This is a genomic window from Streptomyces sp. V4I8 (genome assembly GCF_041261225.1).
Lineage (GTDB): Bacteria > Actinomycetota > Actinomycetes > Streptomycetales > Streptomycetaceae > Streptomyces.
Window position 1 is genome coordinate 9,968,621 of sequence record NZ_JBGCCN010000001.1, and the last position, 15,798, is coordinate 9,984,418.

Consider the following 15,798-nt stretch of genomic DNA (forward strand, 5'->3'; position numbering starts at 1 on the left):
ACAGATCCTCTCGTACTTCATCCCGCCGGCAACCGTTGCCCAGTGGGCATGCGCCCACTGAAGTGGGCGCATGCCCACTTTAGGGCGCGAGGAACCAGAACCATCCCCGGCGGAGCCGCATGAGGCCCGACGGATGGCCGAGTCGTTCGGCGTGGACGCGCAACGCTACGACCAGGCCCGGCCCGGCTACCCCGATACGTTGGTGACACGGATCGTCACCGGAAGCCCCGGCTCCGACGTGCTCGACGTCGGCTGCGGCACCGGCATCGCAGCCCGCCAGTTCCAGGCCGTCGGCTGCACCGTGCTCGGCATCGAGGCCGATGCGCGGATGGCCGACTTCGCGCGAGCCCGTGGCCTGCAGGTCGAGGTGGCGACCTTCGAAGCCTGGGAGCCGGTCGGCCGGACATTCGACGCGGTCATCGCCGCCCAGTCGTGGCACTGGGTGGAACCGGTCGCCGGCGTCGTGAAGGCGGCACGTGTGCTGCGTCCAGGGGGACGGCTGGCGATCTTCGGACACGCGTACGAGCCGCCGACCGAGGTGGCCGAACCGTTCGCCGCTGCCTACCGGCGGGCTGCACCCGATACTCCCCGTTCAACGGCCAACCGGCCCGACGTCCGCTCGGCCTCTACCAGGCGGCATACGCGAAGTTCGCCGACAAGATCCGCGAGACCGAACAGTTCAACGCTCCCGAACAGTGGCGATTCGACTGGGAGCAGTCCTACACGCGCGACCAGTGGCTGGACCTGCTACCCACCACCGGCGGCCTCACCCAACTCCGTCCCGATCAGCTGGACCGGATACTGGACGCGGTCGGGAGCGCCATCGACTCCCTGGGCGGACGCTTCACAATGAACTACAGCACCCTGGCAGCGACCGCCGTACGCGTCGGCACCTCCTGAGTCCATCGGCAACGCCGCCGCCGACCCGCGAATCCGTTCGGCCGTATCAACGCTCTGCCGGGCGTCGGCGGAGCGCGGCCGACGCGTGGGCGACCATCTCGGCCGGGAGTTGCTGGGCCGGTGCCGGCGCCGGTGACGATGCAGACGGGGCTGGGTGCTTCATCAGCGCGGTGCGCGTAGGCAGGAGACTCAGGGCAGGAGTCATCCCGTTGTGTGATCCGGATTAGTGTCACTCGTCACGAAATCTTGCCTGAACCGCTTTCAAAGAGCGTCCCAACCCAAGTCCGACCAGGGCAACAACTGCGGCGCGAAACACTCAAGCCCCGGGTGCTTCTGCAGCACGGGGCACGCCGCCTCACGGGGCAGGCGATGGCCTGCCCGCCCAGCGCACGAAGTGCAACGGGCAGTGGCATCTCACCGGAGCTTCGGTGGTTTCGGCGACCTCTGATGTCAGTCAGGGAGCGAAAAACAATGAACAGGACGGTCGGGACGGATCCGACCGGCGTTCGAACTCCGGCGAGCTCACGTGTCAGTCCGCTTTCTTGAAATGCGATGCTGGTTCAATGGCGGCCGCACTGAACAGCTGGCCGAATCCTTCGATGTCCGTGGTAGCAGTCCCGTGGCACGCAGGGCAGCCCACAGAAGGGTTTGGTTCGCGGTGAGAACCGGGCGTCGCAAGGTCTGTTCGAGACGTTCCACTGTCCCCACGACGCGGAAACCGTTACCGCCCACCACCACGGCTTCGGCGTCGTGGGGCGTATGGCCGCTCACCCAGTCGTGCAGGTCCCCGGGACGGATCAGGTGCTGTCCGCTGAGCAGCGCACACGGCGCACTGAACACCACAGCGAAGCCCGCGTCCTCGTAGTAGCCCCGACCGAGACGATTCAGTTCGTCATCGAACCAGGGCGGATCGATCAGAGCGATGCGGCGCACGCCCAGGACCCGCAGGGCCCCCACCGTGGCGGCACAGGTGGCGGACCCTCCCCCTGAGTGGTGGACACCTTCGATCAGCCCCGGTGAGGGGCTGGCAGGAGGATCACTTATGGTGATGAAGGTCTATTCGCCCGAGTTCAAGGCCGACGCGGTCGCGCTGTACCACTCGGACCCCGACCTTACGATCGTGCAGGCCGCCCGCGATCTGGGGATCAACCCGGAGACGCTGCGGAACTGGATCCGCGCCGACCGCGCCCGCGCCGACAGCCCCACGAAGAACACGAAGGACACACCGGTGAGCAAGGCCACGAAGGAAGAACTGGAGGCCGAGTTAGCGGCCCTGCGCAAGGAGAACGCCGCCTTGCGGAAGGACAACGCGACCCTGGCCACGGAGCGGGACATCTTGCGTAAGGCGACGAAGTTTTTCGCCGCGGAGATGAGCTGGTGAGTCGCTGCCAGTTCATCGAGGACCACCGCAAGACCTTCAAGGTCACGCGACTGTGCCAGGTGCTCGAAGTGGCCCGCTCCACCTACTACAAGTGGCGCGAGGCCCGCGCTGCCCGGGCCGAGCGCGAGCAGGCCGATGAGGTGCTGGCCGGCAAGATCCGCACCATCCACACCGACTCCGGCGGCACTTACGGCGCCCCGCGCATCACCGCCGAGCTGCGGGATACACACGGCATGGAGATCAATGAGAAGAGGGTCGCCCGCGTGATGCGCAAGTTCCGTATCGCCGGCTTCCGCCTGCGCAAGAAGGTACGTACGACTGTCCCCGAGCCGTCGGCCACGCCCGTTGCGGACCTGTTCCGACGCAACTTCTCGGCGCCCGCGCCAAACCAGAAGTACATGGGCGACATCACGTATCTGCCTGTCGGCGATGGCGAGCATCTGTATCTGGCGACCGTCATCGACTGTTTCTCCCGCCGCGTGGCGGGCTGGTCGATCGCCGACCACATGCGCACCGAGCTCGTCGCCGACGCACTCAGGATGGCCGCCGCCACCCGCGGCAGCCTCGAAGGCGCGGTCTTCCACAGCGATCACGGGGCGCAATACGGGTCGCGCCAATTCGCTGATCTCTGCGCTGAGCTGGGCGTGACCCAGTCCATGGGCGCGGTCGGAACGAGCGCGGACAACGCCGCCTGCGAGTCCTTCCACGCGTCCCTCAAACGGGAGATCCTCCAGGGCGCCCGGCGCTTCCACGGGGCCGAGGCCTGCCGGCGCACCGTGTTCCGCTGGCTGACGCGGTACAACACCTGGCGCCGCCACTCGGCGAACGGACAGCTCAGCCCCGTCGCCTACGAACAGCTGTCAGCTACCCTGACACTCGCCGCATAACGAAACGAACAGGTGTCCACCCCTCGGGGGGAAGGCCCCCCGGAGCCCAACTGTCCCTGTTCGACCAGGACGAGGGCCTGCGTCACCAGGTATTCCTCACCGACACCCCTTACTCCAGTGGTGGCTCCGCCCAGTTCCTGGAGGTCCGCCACCGCGGGCATGCCACCGTCGAGGACCACATCCGGTGCGGCAAGACCACCGGCTTCGGCCGCTTCCCCTCCCCCCACTTCGACGTCAACACCGTCTGGCTCGAACTCAGCCTCACGGCGATCGACCTGCTGGCCTGGGCCCGCGTCCTGCTGCTGGACGGTGAACTGGCCGCCGCCGAGCCGAAGAAGCTCCGCTACCGGTTGCTGCATGTCGCCGCACGCCTCACCCGCGGCGGCCGCCGCCTGCGCTTGCGAATATCGGCGACCTGGCCCTGGAGACACGAACTGACCACGGCCTTCCATCGCCTCGCCGCACTGCCCCGTCCCGGCAGCTGACCAGCGAACCCTGACCCACCACGACTCGAAGGACCTTGGAGAAGCCGACCACCGCGCCGGGTTCTCGCCGGGGCAGCTCGCGCTGGTCTCGGTGCTGCAGTTCGCCGAGGACCTGTCGGACCGGCGGCTGCTCAGGCGGTGCGCACTCGGATCGACTGGAAGTACGCCCTGGGGCTGGAGTTGGAGGCCACCGGGTTCGACTACTCGCTGCTGAGCGATTTCCGCGCCCGCCTGGTGCAAGGCGACGCGGCGGACCGGATGTTGCGTGTGATGCTCACGCGGCTGACCGAGGCGGGATTGCTGAAGGCCGGCGGGCGGCAGCGTACCGGCGTGACGTATGTGCTGGCCGCGGTGCGTCGGCTCAGCCGTCTGGAGCTGGCCGGGGAGAGTCTGCGGGCCGCCCTGGAGGAACTGGCCGAGATCGCGCCGGAGTGGCTGCAGCCGCTGATCGAACCCGAGTGGGACAAGCGGTACGGGCGGAAGATCGAGATCAGGAAGGTGCCTGGTGGACCGGAGGCCGTGACCGAGCGGGCGGAGACTTTCGGACGGGATGGGCAGAAGGTGCTGGCCGCCCTGTGGTCCCCCGATGCCCCGGGCCGGCTGCGGACACTTCCCCAGGTGGAAATCCTGCGACAGGTGTGGGTTCACCACTACTATTGGGACGAACAAGGACAGCTCCGCTGGCGTGACGGGCACGCGCTGCCACCGGCGAGTTTGCGCTTCGATTCTCCCTACGACACCGACGCGCACTACTGCACCAAGAACGGCACCGAGTGGAGCGGCTACCGCGTGCACTACACCGAGACCTGCGAGGAACAGCGGCCCGAGATCGTGGTGCACGTCGCCACCACGATCGCCCCGGTCCAGGACGGGCAGCTCACCGAGCAGATTCACGACGACCTGGCGCAGGCCGCCCTGGTCCCGGCCGAGCACGTGGTCGATGCCGCCTACATCACCCCGGCCCGCGTCCAACGCGCCCAGCAGGCCCACGGGATCACGCTGCTCGGCCCGATCGTCGCCGACCACAGCCAGCAGGCCAAGAGCGGCGAGGGCTTCGGAAAGTCCGCCTTCACGATCGACTGGGATCTACGGCAGGCAACGTGCCCCCGCGGAAAGACCAGCACCCCGGCGAGGACGCTCCGCATCAAGGGCCACGAATACCTCCAGTTCCGCTTCGCGAAGGCCGACTGCCTGGCCTGCCCGGACCGCCACCCGTGCACCACCTCGGCCACCAGGCCCCGCTCGATCGCCCTGCTCCCACGGCCGCTGCACGAGATTCAGGTCCAAAACCGCCTCGACCAGGAGACCGAGCAATGGCAACGACGCTATGCCGTCCGCGCCGGCATCGAGGCGACGCTCTCCCAGACCGTCCGGAGCAACGGCCTACGGCGTACGCGCTACCGCGGGCTCGCCAAGACGCACGTCCAGCACGTACTTACCGCCATAGCCTGCAACCTCACCCGCACCGCCGACTGGATCGCCGAAACACCCCGTGGACGCACACGATCAAGCCGATTCCACACCCTCTGCACCGCAGCCGCCGGATGACTCCTGAAGATCACCAACAGAGTCGCAGTGTTGCTCTGCCCATCCCTGCGTGATCAAAGATGTCATTTGTGAGTGTCGGATTGCTTGGTGCGGTGGTAGTGCTTCATGTTCAGGTCCCGGGATGTGGTCTGTCGGGATGGCGTGCTTGCACGGCGGGCCATGCCTCGTATCGTTCTGGCGTCATGGTGATCAGGCCGTGCATGTCGGGGGTGGCAGCGTGTACGGCGTGCGCGACTGCGAGAGAGAAGCCTTTGGCCATGAGTGGCGCGACGGTCGCTGAAGCCTCGGCGTCGAGCGGGTCGATCGTCAGCCAGGGTTCTTCGACGGCGAAAGCGGTGATCCCCGGACGGGTCTTCTCGGCTTCTGCCAGACATCCTGCGGGAACGTGCAGTTCGATGTCGTCGCTGCGCGAGGCTTCGACCAGCAGACCGTTGAGGAAGGGGTGGGCCTGGTGGAGGGCGGTCAGCGTGGTGTCGTCGAGGATGACGTGATAGATCACGCGGCGGTGGCCTCGTTCCTCATCGCGGTGACCATGGCGCGCGCTGCTTGCTCCATATCCGGAGTGACGGTCAGGCCGCAGCGGGCCTTGATGCGCTGCCGGGCCGCCTCGGCGTCGGCTTCACGCTCGGCCGCGGTGCGGTCGGATAGTGCGTAGGCGCGAACGAGTTCCTTCGCCGACATGCCCCGCTCGCGGGCCATGGTGGCAATGCGAGCATGAGTGTCCGGATCGACCCGAAGGCTTTTATCTTCCATACCCGACACTCTACTTTTGTGGAGGATTGCAGGTCAACCCTGCTGTCGCTTTTTGGGTTGGGGTCGTTAGGCACGGGTTGGGTTCTGGTTTGGGCGTTGCTGGTTGGTCGAGACGAGATGTGGGTGACCTGTCGGGCCCGTACCCGGCCTGCGAGACGACAGATCAAGGAGATGTCGTCTCCCCACCCCAGTGGCGCCACACGGAAGTGGCAATCCCCTGCGATCGTGGAGTCTTTGTCTATGCGGCTTGAGTCCGTGAATGGGCCTCAGCGCGCTTCTGATTGATGATCTGTTCGAACTCGGTTGGTGGCAGCCCGCCGGCGGCGCTGTGCCTGCGGCGCGTGTTGAAGAAGTCCGTGATCCACGTGGCGATCTTCAGCCTGGCCTCGGTGTGAGTGGCGAAGCGGTGCCGGTGGATGTACTCGACCTTGATCGACGAGTGGAACGACTCCGCGGCCGCGTTGGTGTGTCCAGAAGGTGATTGTGAGCTTCTGATGTAGAAGACGGAAACGAACGGTCGCCATGCTGTTGTGGAGATGAAGGTAGGTCCTTCGGCATCGGCATGCAGGTGCAGGTGTCAAACCACCATGAGCTGCTGCGGTGAATGAGCCGTGGTGGTGAGCGTCATGGAAAAGCCGTACTGAATGCGGCAGGTGGGGGCTGAGAAGGCGAACGCAAGTGAACCACTGATGACGTGTCGTAAAGCGTGGACGACATCAAAACCAGGGCCTCAATGCTGTCCTGGGATAAGTCAGACGGGAACCTGTCTACTGGTCTGGCGGTGTCCGGCATGAAGGTGGCGCGAGCTCAGTCCGGGGCTTCACAACGGAACTGGAGAACTCCTTGACGCGAAACTGCGATCCACGGGTTGACGTGGCTCGCGAGAGGGAGAGGCGCAAGTGGTAAAGAGCCATGAGGGCCGGAGTACCGGTCGCGCGTCGGGAGGGCGGAACGTCCCGTAGTAGTGATGAAACCTCCGTAATAGAGGCGGAGCGAAGGGGGCGTGTTGTTGGGTGTCGATCGGCGATCAACCAGTGATGGGAGGAATCGGATGGTCGAGACGAGACCAGCTGGCAAGCCGTTTGATATTCCGAAGCGGCTAGTCTGGAACGCTTACCTGAAGGTCAAGGCCAACAGGGGAGCGGCTGGGGTGGATGGGCAGTCGTTAGCGGAGTTTGAGCAGGATGAGAAGAACAACCTGTACAAGCTGTGGAATCGGCTGTCCTCGGGAAGCTATTTCCCCCCACCCGTGAGAGCGGTTGATATTCCCAAAGCCGGCGCTGGGACTCGGATCCTTGGGGTTCCGACCGTGGCCGACAGGATCGCTCAGACGGTAGTGGCCATGACATTGGAGCCTGACGCGGAGCTGGTCTTCCATCAGGACTCGTATGGCTATCGCCCGGGGAGGTCCGCGCTGGAGGCGGTGGAGACGTGCAAGCAGCGGTGCTGGAGGCATCCTTGGGTGATCGATCTCGACATCCAGGGGTTCTTCGACAACGTGCCGCACGCCCCCATCATCGCGGCAGTGGAAAGGCATACCAAGCTCTCGTGGGTTCTGTTGTATGTGAAGCGATGGCTTGTCGCCCCCGTGCAACAGCCCGACGGAACGCTCGCCATTCGGGAAAAGGGGACTCCTCAAGGGTCTTCTATTTCACCGTTGTTGTCGAATCTGTTCATGCACTACGCGTTTGACGCGTGGTTGGCTCGGGAGTATCCGGCGATCAGGTTCGAGCGGTACGGCGACGATGCTGTAGTGCACTGTGCCAGTGAGAAGCAGGCGAACTTCGTCCGCAACATCATCGAGCGCAGGTTGCTGCAGTTCGGATTACATCTCCATCCGGAGAAAACCAAGGTGGTGTACTGCAAACAGGAAGGTCGTGAACGGGAGTTCCCGGTCACAGAGTTCACGTTTCTGGGGTACACCTTCCGTCCTCGGGCAGCTCGCTTGCGGGATGGGAGGCTGAAGACCGGCTTCCTTCCCGCAGTGAGCAAAACAGCCATGAAGTCCATGGCGAGGACTGTCCGGAGTTGGCGACTGGGGCGCTGTACCGAGCTGAGCTTTCGGGAGATCGCCGCGATGATCAACCCCGTCGTGGCGGGATGGATCAATTACTATGGGCGCTTCTACAAGTCCAGATTGATCAGGTTCCTGGAGCAGCAGATCAATCCGTTCCTGGTGAAATGGGCCCGGAGGAAGTACAAACGGTATCGTCGTGCCTCAAGGAAGGCCCGGAGAAGGCTGGCTGAGATCGCCTCAGCGTTCCCGGGCATGTTCGCTCATTGGAAGCATGGCGCGTTGCCTACTGGTTCAACAATGGGAGCCGTGTGAGTCGCGAGGTTCACGCACGGTTCTGAGAGCGGCGGTGGGTGAGATTCCCGCCGCCGACTCACCTCCAGGGCCGACCCCACACGCCCCATGGACTGCACCACTCCAAGACGGTCACACAGCGCGTTGTACGCCTCACTCGTATATTCCGACCCGCGGTCCGAATGAAGGATCACTCCGTCCACGGTGCCGCCGCGTGTCGCGGCGGCTATCTGGAGCGACGCGCTGACCAGGGGCGCTTCGTGCCGAGGACCCCTCGCATAGCCGAGAACGCGTCGGGAGAATGCGTCGTGGACGCTCGCGAGGCAGAGCTTGCCCTCGCCGGTTTCGATCTCGGTCATATCGCCCCACCACAACACGTCCGGTGCGACCGCATCGAAGCGACGAAGTACCAGGTCACGGGCGGCCTTGCGCTTGCCCTGCCGGGTCAGGTTCCTTCGCCGGCACGGGGGGCTTGCGGCCCTGCAGGCCGAGCTCGGCCATGAGCCGGGCGACGGTATTCTGCGAGACCTTCCAGCCCTCGGACCACAGGTCCAGCGTGATCCTGGGCGAGCCGTAGGTGTTGCCCGACCTGCGGAAGAAGTAAACGATCCGCTCGGCCAGCGCAGCCCGTCTGACCTCGGACTTCGTCGGCTGTCCGGGGCGCCGGCGCCATTTGTAGAACCAGGACTTGGACACGCCCCATGCCCGGCAGGCCAGAGTGTGCGGGACCTTGGGCCTGGTTTGCTGGTCGGCGATGAAGCCCGCCATCGTCACTTCGTCGCCTCCTTCACCCAGAGGACCACCGATCGCTTGAGGACATCGCGCTCCATCCCGAGCTCAGCGATCTCCTTGCGCTGCCGGGCATTCTCCTCCCGCAGCCGCTGCAGTTCCCCGCGCTCGGACTCGTCCAGCCCGCCCGCGGGCCTCCGCGTCCACACGGGCCCTCGCCCGGTGAACCCACGTCTGCAACGTGCCCTCATGCACCCCCAGATCCCGCGCCACCTGCGCAGACGGCTTCCGGTCTCCAGCACGATCCGCACCGCACCCTCACGGAACTCGGCATCGTACTTCCGTCGCTTCTCCGCCATGACCCTCAACTACCCCTATGGTCACGACTCCACGGTACGAGGGGAAGGTCACGGTGTTCGTCGAGGCTGGTCAGCGGTGTGATGGGGGTGGGTGTGGGCATGCGTACGGCCGTCCCGATCATGACGTGGTGTGAGCCAAGATCAAAACGAGACGGCCGCTTCGGCCACGGTAGACCACGAGGGTCACGAGGCCGCGTTCGGGGCCTTGCTGGCCTCGTTCTCCACCTGCTTCGCCCGCTCCGAAACCCGGGAGACGTTCGCGCGGATGACCCGGGGCATGCTGATGGAGCTCGAGGACGTCAACTGCTGGAGCCTGGCCGAAGCGATCGGTGAGCGGGGCCCGCACCGCCTGCACCATCTGCTGTCCCGTGCGGTGTGGGACGAACAAGCGGTGCTGGAGCGGACGGCTCTGTGGGCGGTGAACCTGCTGGATGACGGCGACGGGGTCCTGATCGCGGACGAGACGGGGGATGCCAAGTCCTCGAGGGACGCGGTGGCCGCGGCCCGCCAGTACTCTGGATCGGTCGGCGGCGTGGATCTGTGCCAGGTCGCCGTGCACCTCACCTTCGCCACGGCCACCGGGCACTGCCTGATCGACCGGCGCCTGTACTTCACCAGGGAGTGGGCCGGCGACGAGGAACGCCGTGAACTGACTGGCGTCCCCGACGAGCTGTGCTTCACCACCAAGCCGCAGCTCGCGGCCCACATGCTCCGTGCGGCCGGCCTGCAGGGCATATCCGCCTCGTTCTTCCTGGGCGATGAGGTTTACGGAGGGCGGGAGTTACGTACCACTTGCCGCGAGCTGGGCCTGGGCTACGTCGTGGCCGTGCGCTCCAACCACCAAGTCACCACCCCGGCCGCGAAGCTGACCGCGGCCAGGGCCGCCGCCCGGCTGCCCAAGCGGGCCTGGGAGCGGATGCGAACCGGCACGGGGCAAAAGGGCGTCCGCGACGACGACTGGGCGATGATCGAGGTCACCGCCGACGACACCCCCGACGGACACGACCCTGACACGGGGACGTCCGTATTGCTGGAGGCCTATTCACGGGGTTTCACCAGCCCTTTTTGTAGAAGGTGAGGGCGGTGACGGTTTTGGCGACGAGGGGGAACTTGGCCAGGGGGCCGCGGTAGCGGGTCGCGAGGATCTTCCAGTCCTTCAGGTGTGCGATCGCTCGCTCAATGGCGGCGCGGAGGCTGCTGATGCTCCGGTTGTAGATCTTGGCGCCAGTGGGGCGTTGCTGACCAGGTGGTTTGCGTCTCGCGGTGAGCATGCCGGAACCCACGTACCCAAGATCGCCCATGCTCTGCCGTTCTGCGAAGGTCTCCGGGAAGTGGGACTGGCGCCAGGCGTACATGTCGTGGCGGGAGCCCGGGACAGGCTCGGACACCGCGAGCAGGTCTCCGGACAGCGTGGCGGCGATCTGCAGGTTGAAGCCGGTGTCGCGGTGCTTGCCGGAGAACATAGCGGTGCCTTCGCTCGCCCAGTCCCACGTGGTGACCAGGGTGCCGTCGATGAGCACGATCCGGCCGGCTGAGGCTTCCACAGGATCAGGGACATGCCCGGCGAGGGCCTTCTCCACCACCGGAAGCAGCCCCGTCCACCGCCGGGAAACAGTGGCCTGGCTGACACCGAACAGTTCCGCCGCCGCTTCCTGGACGGGGTTCTGCCGCAGGAGGAACAGCACCAGGACCACCGACCGGTACAGGCCCAGCGACCACATCCGCGCCGGAGACACCGCAGGATCCGGGTCCTCCACGAGCGCCTGATGGACCCGCACCACCAGCCCGTCCAGTTGATCCTTGTCTAACCCTGCCGTAACGTTCCAGCTCAACGGCCCTGCCCCGGTTCACTTCTGACGTTTTCGCAGACATCAGACTACCGAGCAGGGCCGTCCTGATGATCAAGAAATCCGGGCCGCACCACCCCGTGAATAAGCCTCCTGGTCACCGCTACACCCGTACCCTGTCCTACTACCGCTGCTTCGCCCCCGGGCCGGTGACGCTGGCGCGACTGGTGTCACTGGTATGCCGCAGATGGCGGGTGGAAGACGACTTCCAGGACGCGAAGGAGACCTGCCACCTCGACAAAGGCCAGGTCACCTGCTGGAACTCCTGGCACCGCTGGAGCGTGATCACCCTGGTCGCCTACGCCTTCCTGGCCGTCACCGCCGCCCTCGAACGCACCGCCCAGACCAGCCGGAACGACCCCGCCGAGACGGACCTCGTCACCCTCAGCAGCCACGAACTCCTCCGCCTGCTACGGGCCTTGATGCTTCCGCCGCCCCGGCGAGATGCCGAACACCTGCTGTGGTGGTCCCCCTGGCGCCGCCGCCACCAACACCACGCCCGCCTCTGCCACCGCCGATGGCACACCTACGCCGACACCACACCATGACCAGACAGCACATCAGCAGCTATCTACAGCTGCCGTATCTCGGTGGACGAAAAGTCGCAGATCCAGGCCCTGGACCGGTCCCAGCCCGTGCTGCCGATAATACCGGGCATGCCCGAGCGGCGCACCCACGACTACGTCCGCAACGGGCTGACCACCTTGTTCGCCGCCTTCGACGTCGCCACGGGTGAAGTCATCAGTGCTCTGCACCGCCGGCACCGGGCAGCCGATTTCAAGAAGTTCCTGATCCGGATCGACAAAGAAGTGCCGGCGGATCTCCAGATCCACCTGATCTGCGACAACTACGGCACCCACAAGACGCCCGCGATCAGGACATGGCTGGCCAAACACCCACGGAGGCTTAGAGCGTGGTGACCAATCGAGTGGCGTTCGAGTGGCCCGGTGTGGGTGGTCTCTCGCTCGCAGGTGCTGGTGCCGGAGTGGGCATGAAGAACGGGCCTCTCGGTAGAGACGTGGTTGTCGAGACCCGGCTCGCCCAAGGAGGCCCGTTGCGTTCCCAGTTGACCATCCGTGACGTTGCCGGGTCCACCCCGGCCCCTCTCCCGTGTGACTGCTACGTGCACGTGTACGGGGCAATCACCGCGGGACGTCGTGCCGAGCGTTATCCCAGCGACATGACGGATGCGGAGTGGGCGGTGGTTCGGGCGGCGATGCCGGTGCCGGCCTGGCTGGAGGGCCGGGGTGGGCGCCCGGAGGAGTTCTGCCACCGGGAGATGGTCGACGCGGTGCGCTATGTCGTCGACAACGGCGCGAAGTGGCGCTCTGTCCCTGCTGATTTCCCCTGGTGGCGGGCGGTGTACGACTTCTTCCGCCGCTGGCGGCGGCATGGCTATGTGCGCGAGCTTTACCAGCGCCTGCGCCGTCTGCAGCGCAGGCGGCAGGGGCGAGAGGAGGAGCCGAGCGCGGGGATCATCGACGCGCAGTCCGTGGACGGCGCCGAGACCTGCCCGGCCTCAAGCCGCGGTTATGACGGCGCCAAGATGCGCGACGGGCGCAAGCGCCACATCCTGACCGACACCGGCGGCCTGCTGCTGGAGGTCACCGTCACGGCGGCGAATGTGCACGACTCCAAGGCCGCCCCCGACCTGCTGGACGCCTACCTGGCCAAGCCCGGACGGCTGCTGAAGCTGGTGTGGGTCGACAGCGCCTACCAGGGCCAGCCACTGGCCGACGCCTTCGCAGCCCACGGCGTGGAGGTAAAGGTGGTCAAGCGCCCCGACGGGAGAAGGGAGTTCACGGTGCTGGCGCGCCGGTGGGTAGTAGAGAGAACGCTGGGGTGGCTGTCCCGCGCGCGGCGCCTGAACCGCGACCACGAGCGCCGCCCGGACCACCACGTGCAGATGGTGTGGTGGGCGGGGCTTATCACGCTCACCCGGAAGATGACGCGCCAGCGCCTGCACTGGCCCGAGTTCCGGCCCCAGCGGCTGGGCCCGCAGCCGGGGTGAACATCCCGCCCGGCACTCGGACCAGCCAGCCGCGCGCCTCCAGCGCATACGCGCGGTGACGGACCTTCTCCACCTCGTTCAACCGCTGCGCGTCCCGCCCCAGCAAGGCCGTCAGCTGCCGCGCCGAGACGGGCTCCGTCCGGGCGAGGACCGCCTCGAAGAGCTGCCGGTACTGCCCCGCGAGCGCCTCCAGGCCCAGTCCTGCCTGCCACACCGCAGGCCGCGGGCCGTAGCCGGCAGGAAGACCCGCCGGCACCGCCAGCTCATCCGAGGTGCCGGCCACCGCCTCCGGGCCCGGCTCCGCCACCTGGGCACCCGCCGAGGCAGGCGGCCCCACGAGCACTTCCGCCTCCGGCACCCCGGCCACCATCTCGCCTTCCTCGGCCAGCGCCCGCAGCACCTCCTCCCGGCCGATCCGGGCGCAGTCCAGGCGCTCCTGGCAGGACGCCACATGCTCTCGGGCCTCGCGCAGCCGCTCCAGCCCGGCATCCAGCTCCTCCCGGGCCCGCGCCTCGCGACGTTCCAGCAACGCGATCACCGACGGCATGAACCGCACCTCCACAACCCACTCGACTGCCGGCTGGCTGCCCCACAAACGCCGCCCACACACCACAGCGCCGAGAAAACCGCAGCTCATCGAGCTACAGAGCGGTTCACCACCACGCTCTTATTCACGGGGTGGTGCGGCCCGGATTTCTTGATCATCAGGACGGCCCTGCTCGGTAGTCTGATGTCTGCGAAAACGTCAGAAGTGAACCGGGGCAGGGCCGTTGAGCTGGAACGTTACGGCAGAGTTAGACAAGGATCAACTGGACGGGCTGGTGGTGCGGGTCCATCAGGCGCTCGTGGAGGACCCGGATCCTGCGGTGTCTCCGGCGCGGATGTGGTCGCTGGGCCTGTACCGGTCGGTGGTCCTGGTGCTGTTCCTCCTGCGGCAGAACCCCGTCCAGGAAGCGGCGGCGGAACTGTTCGGTGTCAGCCAGGCCACTGTTTCCCGGCGGTGGACGGGGCTGCTTCCGGTGGTGGAGAAGGCCCTCGCCGGGCATGTCCCTGATCCTGTGGAAGCCTCAGCCGGCCGGATCGTGCTCATCGACGGCACCCTGGTCACCACGTGGGACTGGGCGAGCGAAGGCACCGCTATGTTCTCCGGCAAGCACCGCGACACAGGCTTCAACCTGCAGATCGCCGCCACGCTGTCCGGAGACCTGCTCGCGGTGTCCGAGCCTGTCCCGGGCTCCCGCCACGACATGTACGCCTGGCGCCAGTCCCACTTCCCGGAGACCTTCGCAGAACGGCAGAGCATGGGCGATCTTGGGTACGTGGGTTCCGGCATGCTCACCGCGAGACGCAAACCACCTGGTCAGCAACGCCCCACTGGCGCCAAGATCTACAACCGGAGCATCAGCAGCCTCCGCGCCGCCATTGAGCGAGCGATCGCACACCTGAAGGACTGGAAGATCCTCGCGACCCGCTACCGCGGCCCCCTGGCCAAGTTCCCCCTCGTCGCCAAAACCGTCACCGCCCTCACCTTCTACAAAAAGGGCTGGTGAAACCCCGTGAATAGGCCTCAAGCAGGCCCTCGCTTCGTACAGCCCATGCCCGCCAACACCCCGACACACAGCCAGGTTGGAAAGGGCTCGTGACGAGTATGTGATCCGAACTGGTGGACAGCCGAAGCCGGTCCGGGAGGCCTGCATTATGCAGATTGCACTGCCATGGCCTGTCAGACGAGCGTTCGGAGCGGTCTTCCGGTATTCCGGGGAGTGATAGGCGGAGCGGATGGACCGATCTGATCCACTTTCAAACAACTACCCTGAAACGGATCCCATGATGAATCGATTAACGACCCGAAGGCATCGCAATACCCTGGCCCTCCTTGTCGCCGTGCTGACCATGACCGCCGCACCGACGGCCACCCCGAGCGCGGCCGCCACCGAGGCAGCAGCACGCGGGCAGGTGTGCATTTTCCTGGCGCCCAACGACGTCGACCCGGCCGGGCCCAGGCCACCGTTGGGGCATAACGGCTGGGGCTTTCGCCACGGGGCTTCCAGCAGTTGGACCTATGGAGCCACCGAGGGGATGACAGGCAGGCCCCAGGCGACCTTCATCAGAACCGGCTCCGGGCGCCAGATGATGCACAACTTCAAGACCAGGCGCACCGGCAAGTGGCGCTATGCGAAGTACCGGTGCATCGCGACAGCCTCCGCCTACCCGGCCAGGGCGATGCAGGCAGCCCTCGCAGGCCGCAACAGTGGCTACGACTTCTTCCGGAACAACTGTCTGACCAAGAGCGTGGACGTCTTCCGCGCCTACAGCCCCTGGCTGAGCGCCTCGGGGCATCTGCCCAACGCGAGGTACCGCAATACTTCCTGGCCCCCGAACTACTACTACAACACCCTGCTGTCCAAAGCCGGGTGGAGCAGGAGCCACAACCTCTGATCCATCCGTGCGGCCCCGAGACGTCCGGACGAAGCGTCAGCTTGAAGTCGACCGGGTCCGGACGTCCTTGGGCAGGGCGAGGCTGAGCCCGAACTGACAGTACTGGTCCATACTGGTGCAGCCTGTGCCAGACACTCAGGTCCCCTGGGCC

At 66.1% G+C, this 15,798-nt stretch carries 17 protein-coding genes and 4 pseudogenes; 12 read left to right on the forward strand and 9 right to left on the reverse strand.

Features of this window, described 5'->3' with window-relative positions; translation table 11 throughout:
* Positions 1–70: 70 nt before the first annotated feature.
* Positions 71–900: pseudogene (locus ABIE67_RS45285) on the forward strand (class I SAM-dependent methyltransferase).
* 522 nt (positions 901–1,422) lie between these two features.
* Here the strand turns inward: ABIE67_RS45285 and ABIE67_RS45290 are convergent.
* Positions 1,423–1,833, reverse strand: a complete 411-nt coding sequence (locus tag ABIE67_RS45290) for a hypothetical protein (protein ID WP_370267802.1) — start codon at positions 1,831–1,833, stop codon at positions 1,423–1,425.
* Between the two features lie 109 nt (positions 1,834–1,942).
* On the opposite strand from ABIE67_RS45290, the gene ABIE67_RS45295 reads away from it, so the two are divergent.
* The 4 genes and pseudogenes from ABIE67_RS45295 (at position 1,943) to ABIE67_RS45310 (ending at position 5,201) form a co-directional block, all read left to right on the forward strand.
* A protein-coding gene (locus ABIE67_RS45295) for an IS3 family transposase (protein WP_370252264.1) occupies positions 1,943–3,168 on the forward strand; the annotation gives its coding sequence in 2 pieces (ribosomal slippage) (positions 1,943–2,255 and positions 2,255–3,168; 1,227 coding nt in all).
* A pseudogene (locus ABIE67_RS45300) lies at positions 3,138–3,653 on the forward strand (transposase); the annotation flags it as partial. The gene ABIE67_RS45295 and the pseudogene ABIE67_RS45300, both read left to right, overlap by 31 nt.
* A 135-nt stretch (positions 3,654–3,788) precedes the next feature.
* A pseudogene (locus tag ABIE67_RS45305) lies at positions 3,789–3,905 on the forward strand (transposase); the annotation flags it as partial.
* 18 nt (positions 3,906–3,923) lie between these two features.
* A complete protein-coding gene (locus ABIE67_RS45310) occupies positions 3,924–5,201 on the forward strand; it encodes a transposase (RefSeq protein WP_370269589.1) in 1,278 nt (425 codons plus the stop codon).
* A gap of 109 nt (positions 5,202–5,310) precedes the next feature.
* Here the strand turns inward: ABIE67_RS45310 and ABIE67_RS45315 are convergent, their stop codons facing one another.
* From ABIE67_RS45315 to ABIE67_RS45325, 3 genes are all read right to left on the reverse strand, one after another.
* The gene (locus ABIE67_RS45315) at positions 5,311–5,700 is read right to left on the reverse strand and encodes a hypothetical protein (RefSeq protein ID WP_370267807.1); all 390 of its coding nucleotides are present in this window, start codon (positions 5,698–5,700) and stop codon (positions 5,311–5,313) included.
* Positions 5,697–5,900 (reverse strand): hypothetical protein, encoded by a 204-nt coding sequence (locus ABIE67_RS45320; protein ID WP_370267809.1) that lies wholly within the window; start codon positions 5,898–5,900, stop codon positions 5,697–5,699. The genes ABIE67_RS45315 and ABIE67_RS45320 overlap by 4 nt, the downstream gene beginning before the upstream one ends.
* Positions 5,901–6,192: 292 nt before the next feature.
* Positions 6,193–6,528 carry an integrase core domain-containing protein gene (locus ABIE67_RS45325; RefSeq protein WP_370269594.1) on the reverse strand — a complete coding sequence of 112 codons (336 nt, stop codon included), beginning with the start codon at positions 6,526–6,528 and terminating at the stop codon, positions 6,193–6,195.
* A 477-nt stretch (positions 6,529–7,005) separates the two neighbouring features.
* Between ABIE67_RS45325 and ltrA the strand changes: the two genes are divergently transcribed.
* Entirely contained in the window at positions 7,006–8,283 is a 1,278-nt protein-coding gene (gene ltrA, locus ABIE67_RS45330) for a group II intron reverse transcriptase/maturase (protein WP_370251714.1), read from the forward strand.
* Here ltrA and ABIE67_RS45335 read toward each other — a convergent pair.
* The 3 genes from ABIE67_RS45335 to ABIE67_RS45345 are packed head-to-tail and all read right to left on the reverse strand — an operon-like array spanning position 8,232 to position 9,200.
* Positions 8,232–8,639, reverse strand: coding sequence for a transposase (locus ABIE67_RS45335; RefSeq protein ID WP_370267811.1), 408 nt, complete (start codon positions 8,637–8,639; stop codon positions 8,232–8,234). The genes ltrA and ABIE67_RS45335 overlap by 52 nt on opposite strands.
* A gap of 37 nt (positions 8,640–8,676) precedes the next feature.
* Positions 8,677–9,030, reverse strand: coding sequence for an IS3 family transposase (locus ABIE67_RS45340; protein ID WP_370269597.1), 354 nt, complete (start codon positions 9,028–9,030; stop codon positions 8,677–8,679).
* 2 nt (positions 9,031–9,032) lie between these two features.
* Positions 9,033–9,200 (reverse strand): hypothetical protein, encoded by a 168-nt coding sequence (locus ABIE67_RS45345; RefSeq protein ID WP_370269758.1) that lies wholly within the window; start codon positions 9,198–9,200, stop codon positions 9,033–9,035.
* 280 nt (positions 9,201–9,480) lie between these two features.
* Here ABIE67_RS45345 and ABIE67_RS45350 point away from each other — a divergent pair, with 280 nt between their 5' ends.
* Positions 9,481–10,428, forward strand: a complete 948-nt coding sequence (locus ABIE67_RS45350) for an IS701 family transposase (RefSeq protein WP_370267813.1) — start codon at positions 9,481–9,483, stop codon at positions 10,426–10,428.
* On the opposite strand, the gene ABIE67_RS45355 is transcribed toward ABIE67_RS45350, so the two are convergent.
* Positions 10,403–11,182 (reverse strand): transposase family protein, encoded by a 780-nt coding sequence (locus ABIE67_RS45355; RefSeq protein WP_370252055.1) that lies wholly within the window; start codon positions 11,180–11,182, stop codon positions 10,403–10,405. The two genes, ABIE67_RS45350 and ABIE67_RS45355, sit on opposite strands and share 26 nt — an antisense overlap.
* Before the next feature lie 65 nt (positions 11,183–11,247).
* Between ABIE67_RS45355 and ABIE67_RS45360 the strand changes: the two genes are divergently transcribed.
* From ABIE67_RS45360 to ABIE67_RS45370, 3 genes and pseudogenes are all read left to right on the forward strand, one after another.
* Positions 11,248–11,745, forward strand: a complete 498-nt coding sequence (locus ABIE67_RS45360; RefSeq protein ID WP_370267815.1) for a hypothetical protein — start codon at positions 11,248–11,250, stop codon at positions 11,743–11,745.
* A 36-nt stretch (positions 11,746–11,781) separates the two neighbouring features.
* Positions 11,782–12,099 (forward strand): annotated as a pseudogene (locus ABIE67_RS45365) (transposase); the annotation flags it as partial.
* A 278-nt stretch (positions 12,100–12,377) separates the two neighbouring features.
* Positions 12,378–13,208, forward strand: a complete 831-nt coding sequence (locus ABIE67_RS45370; protein WP_370267736.1) for an IS5 family transposase — start codon at positions 12,378–12,380, stop codon at positions 13,206–13,208.
* Here the strand turns inward: ABIE67_RS45370 and ABIE67_RS45375 are convergent.
* Positions 13,132–13,755, reverse strand: a complete 624-nt coding sequence (locus ABIE67_RS45375; protein ID WP_370267817.1) for a hypothetical protein — start codon at positions 13,753–13,755, stop codon at positions 13,132–13,134. The two genes, ABIE67_RS45370 and ABIE67_RS45375, sit on opposite strands and share 77 nt — an antisense overlap.
* Before the next feature lie 223 nt (positions 13,756–13,978).
* Between ABIE67_RS45375 and ABIE67_RS45380 the strand changes: the two genes are divergently transcribed.
* Together ABIE67_RS45380 and ABIE67_RS45385 are read left to right on the forward strand one after the other, a co-directional pair.
* The gene (locus ABIE67_RS45380; protein WP_370267819.1) at positions 13,979–14,758 is read left to right on the forward strand and encodes a transposase family protein; all 780 of its coding nucleotides are present in this window, start codon (positions 13,979–13,981) and stop codon (positions 14,756–14,758) included.
* Between the two features lie 343 nt (positions 14,759–15,101).
* Positions 15,102–15,647 carry a hypothetical protein gene (locus ABIE67_RS45385; protein ID WP_370267821.1) on the forward strand — a complete coding sequence of 182 codons (546 nt, stop codon included), beginning with the start codon at positions 15,102–15,104 and terminating at the stop codon, positions 15,645–15,647.
* Positions 15,648–15,798: the final 151 nt, after the last annotated feature.

Bases quoted from the DNA above. Each gene is read 5' to 3' on its own strand.
- ABIE67_RS45310 (WP_370269589.1), top strand. From the start codon at position 3,924: ATGCTCACGCGGCTGACCGAGGCGGGATTGCTGAAGGCCGGCGGGCGG.
- ABIE67_RS45320 (WP_370267809.1), bottom strand. From the start codon at position 5,900: ATGGCCCGCGAGCGGGGCATGTCGGCGAAGGAACTCGTTCGCGCCTAC.
- ltrA (WP_370251714.1), top strand. From the start codon at position 7,006: ATGGTCGAGACGAGACCAGCTGGCAAGCCGTTTGATATTCCGAAGCGG.
- ABIE67_RS45340 (WP_370269597.1), bottom strand. From the start codon at position 9,030: ATGGCGGGCTTCATCGCCGACCAGCAAACCAGGCCCAAGGTCCCGCAC.
- ABIE67_RS45360 (WP_370267815.1), top strand. From the start codon at position 11,248: ATGATCAAGAAATCCGGGCCGCACCACCCCGTGAATAAGCCTCCTGGT.
- ABIE67_RS45370 (WP_370267736.1), top strand. From the start codon at position 12,378: ATGACGGATGCGGAGTGGGCGGTGGTTCGGGCGGCGATGCCGGTGCCG.
- ABIE67_RS45375 (WP_370267817.1), bottom strand. From the start codon at position 13,755: ATGCCGTCGGTGATCGCGTTGCTGGAACGTCGCGAGGCGCGGGCCCGG.
- ABIE67_RS45385 (WP_370267821.1), top strand. From the start codon at position 15,102: ATGACCGCCGCACCGACGGCCACCCCGAGCGCGGCCGCCACCGAGGCA.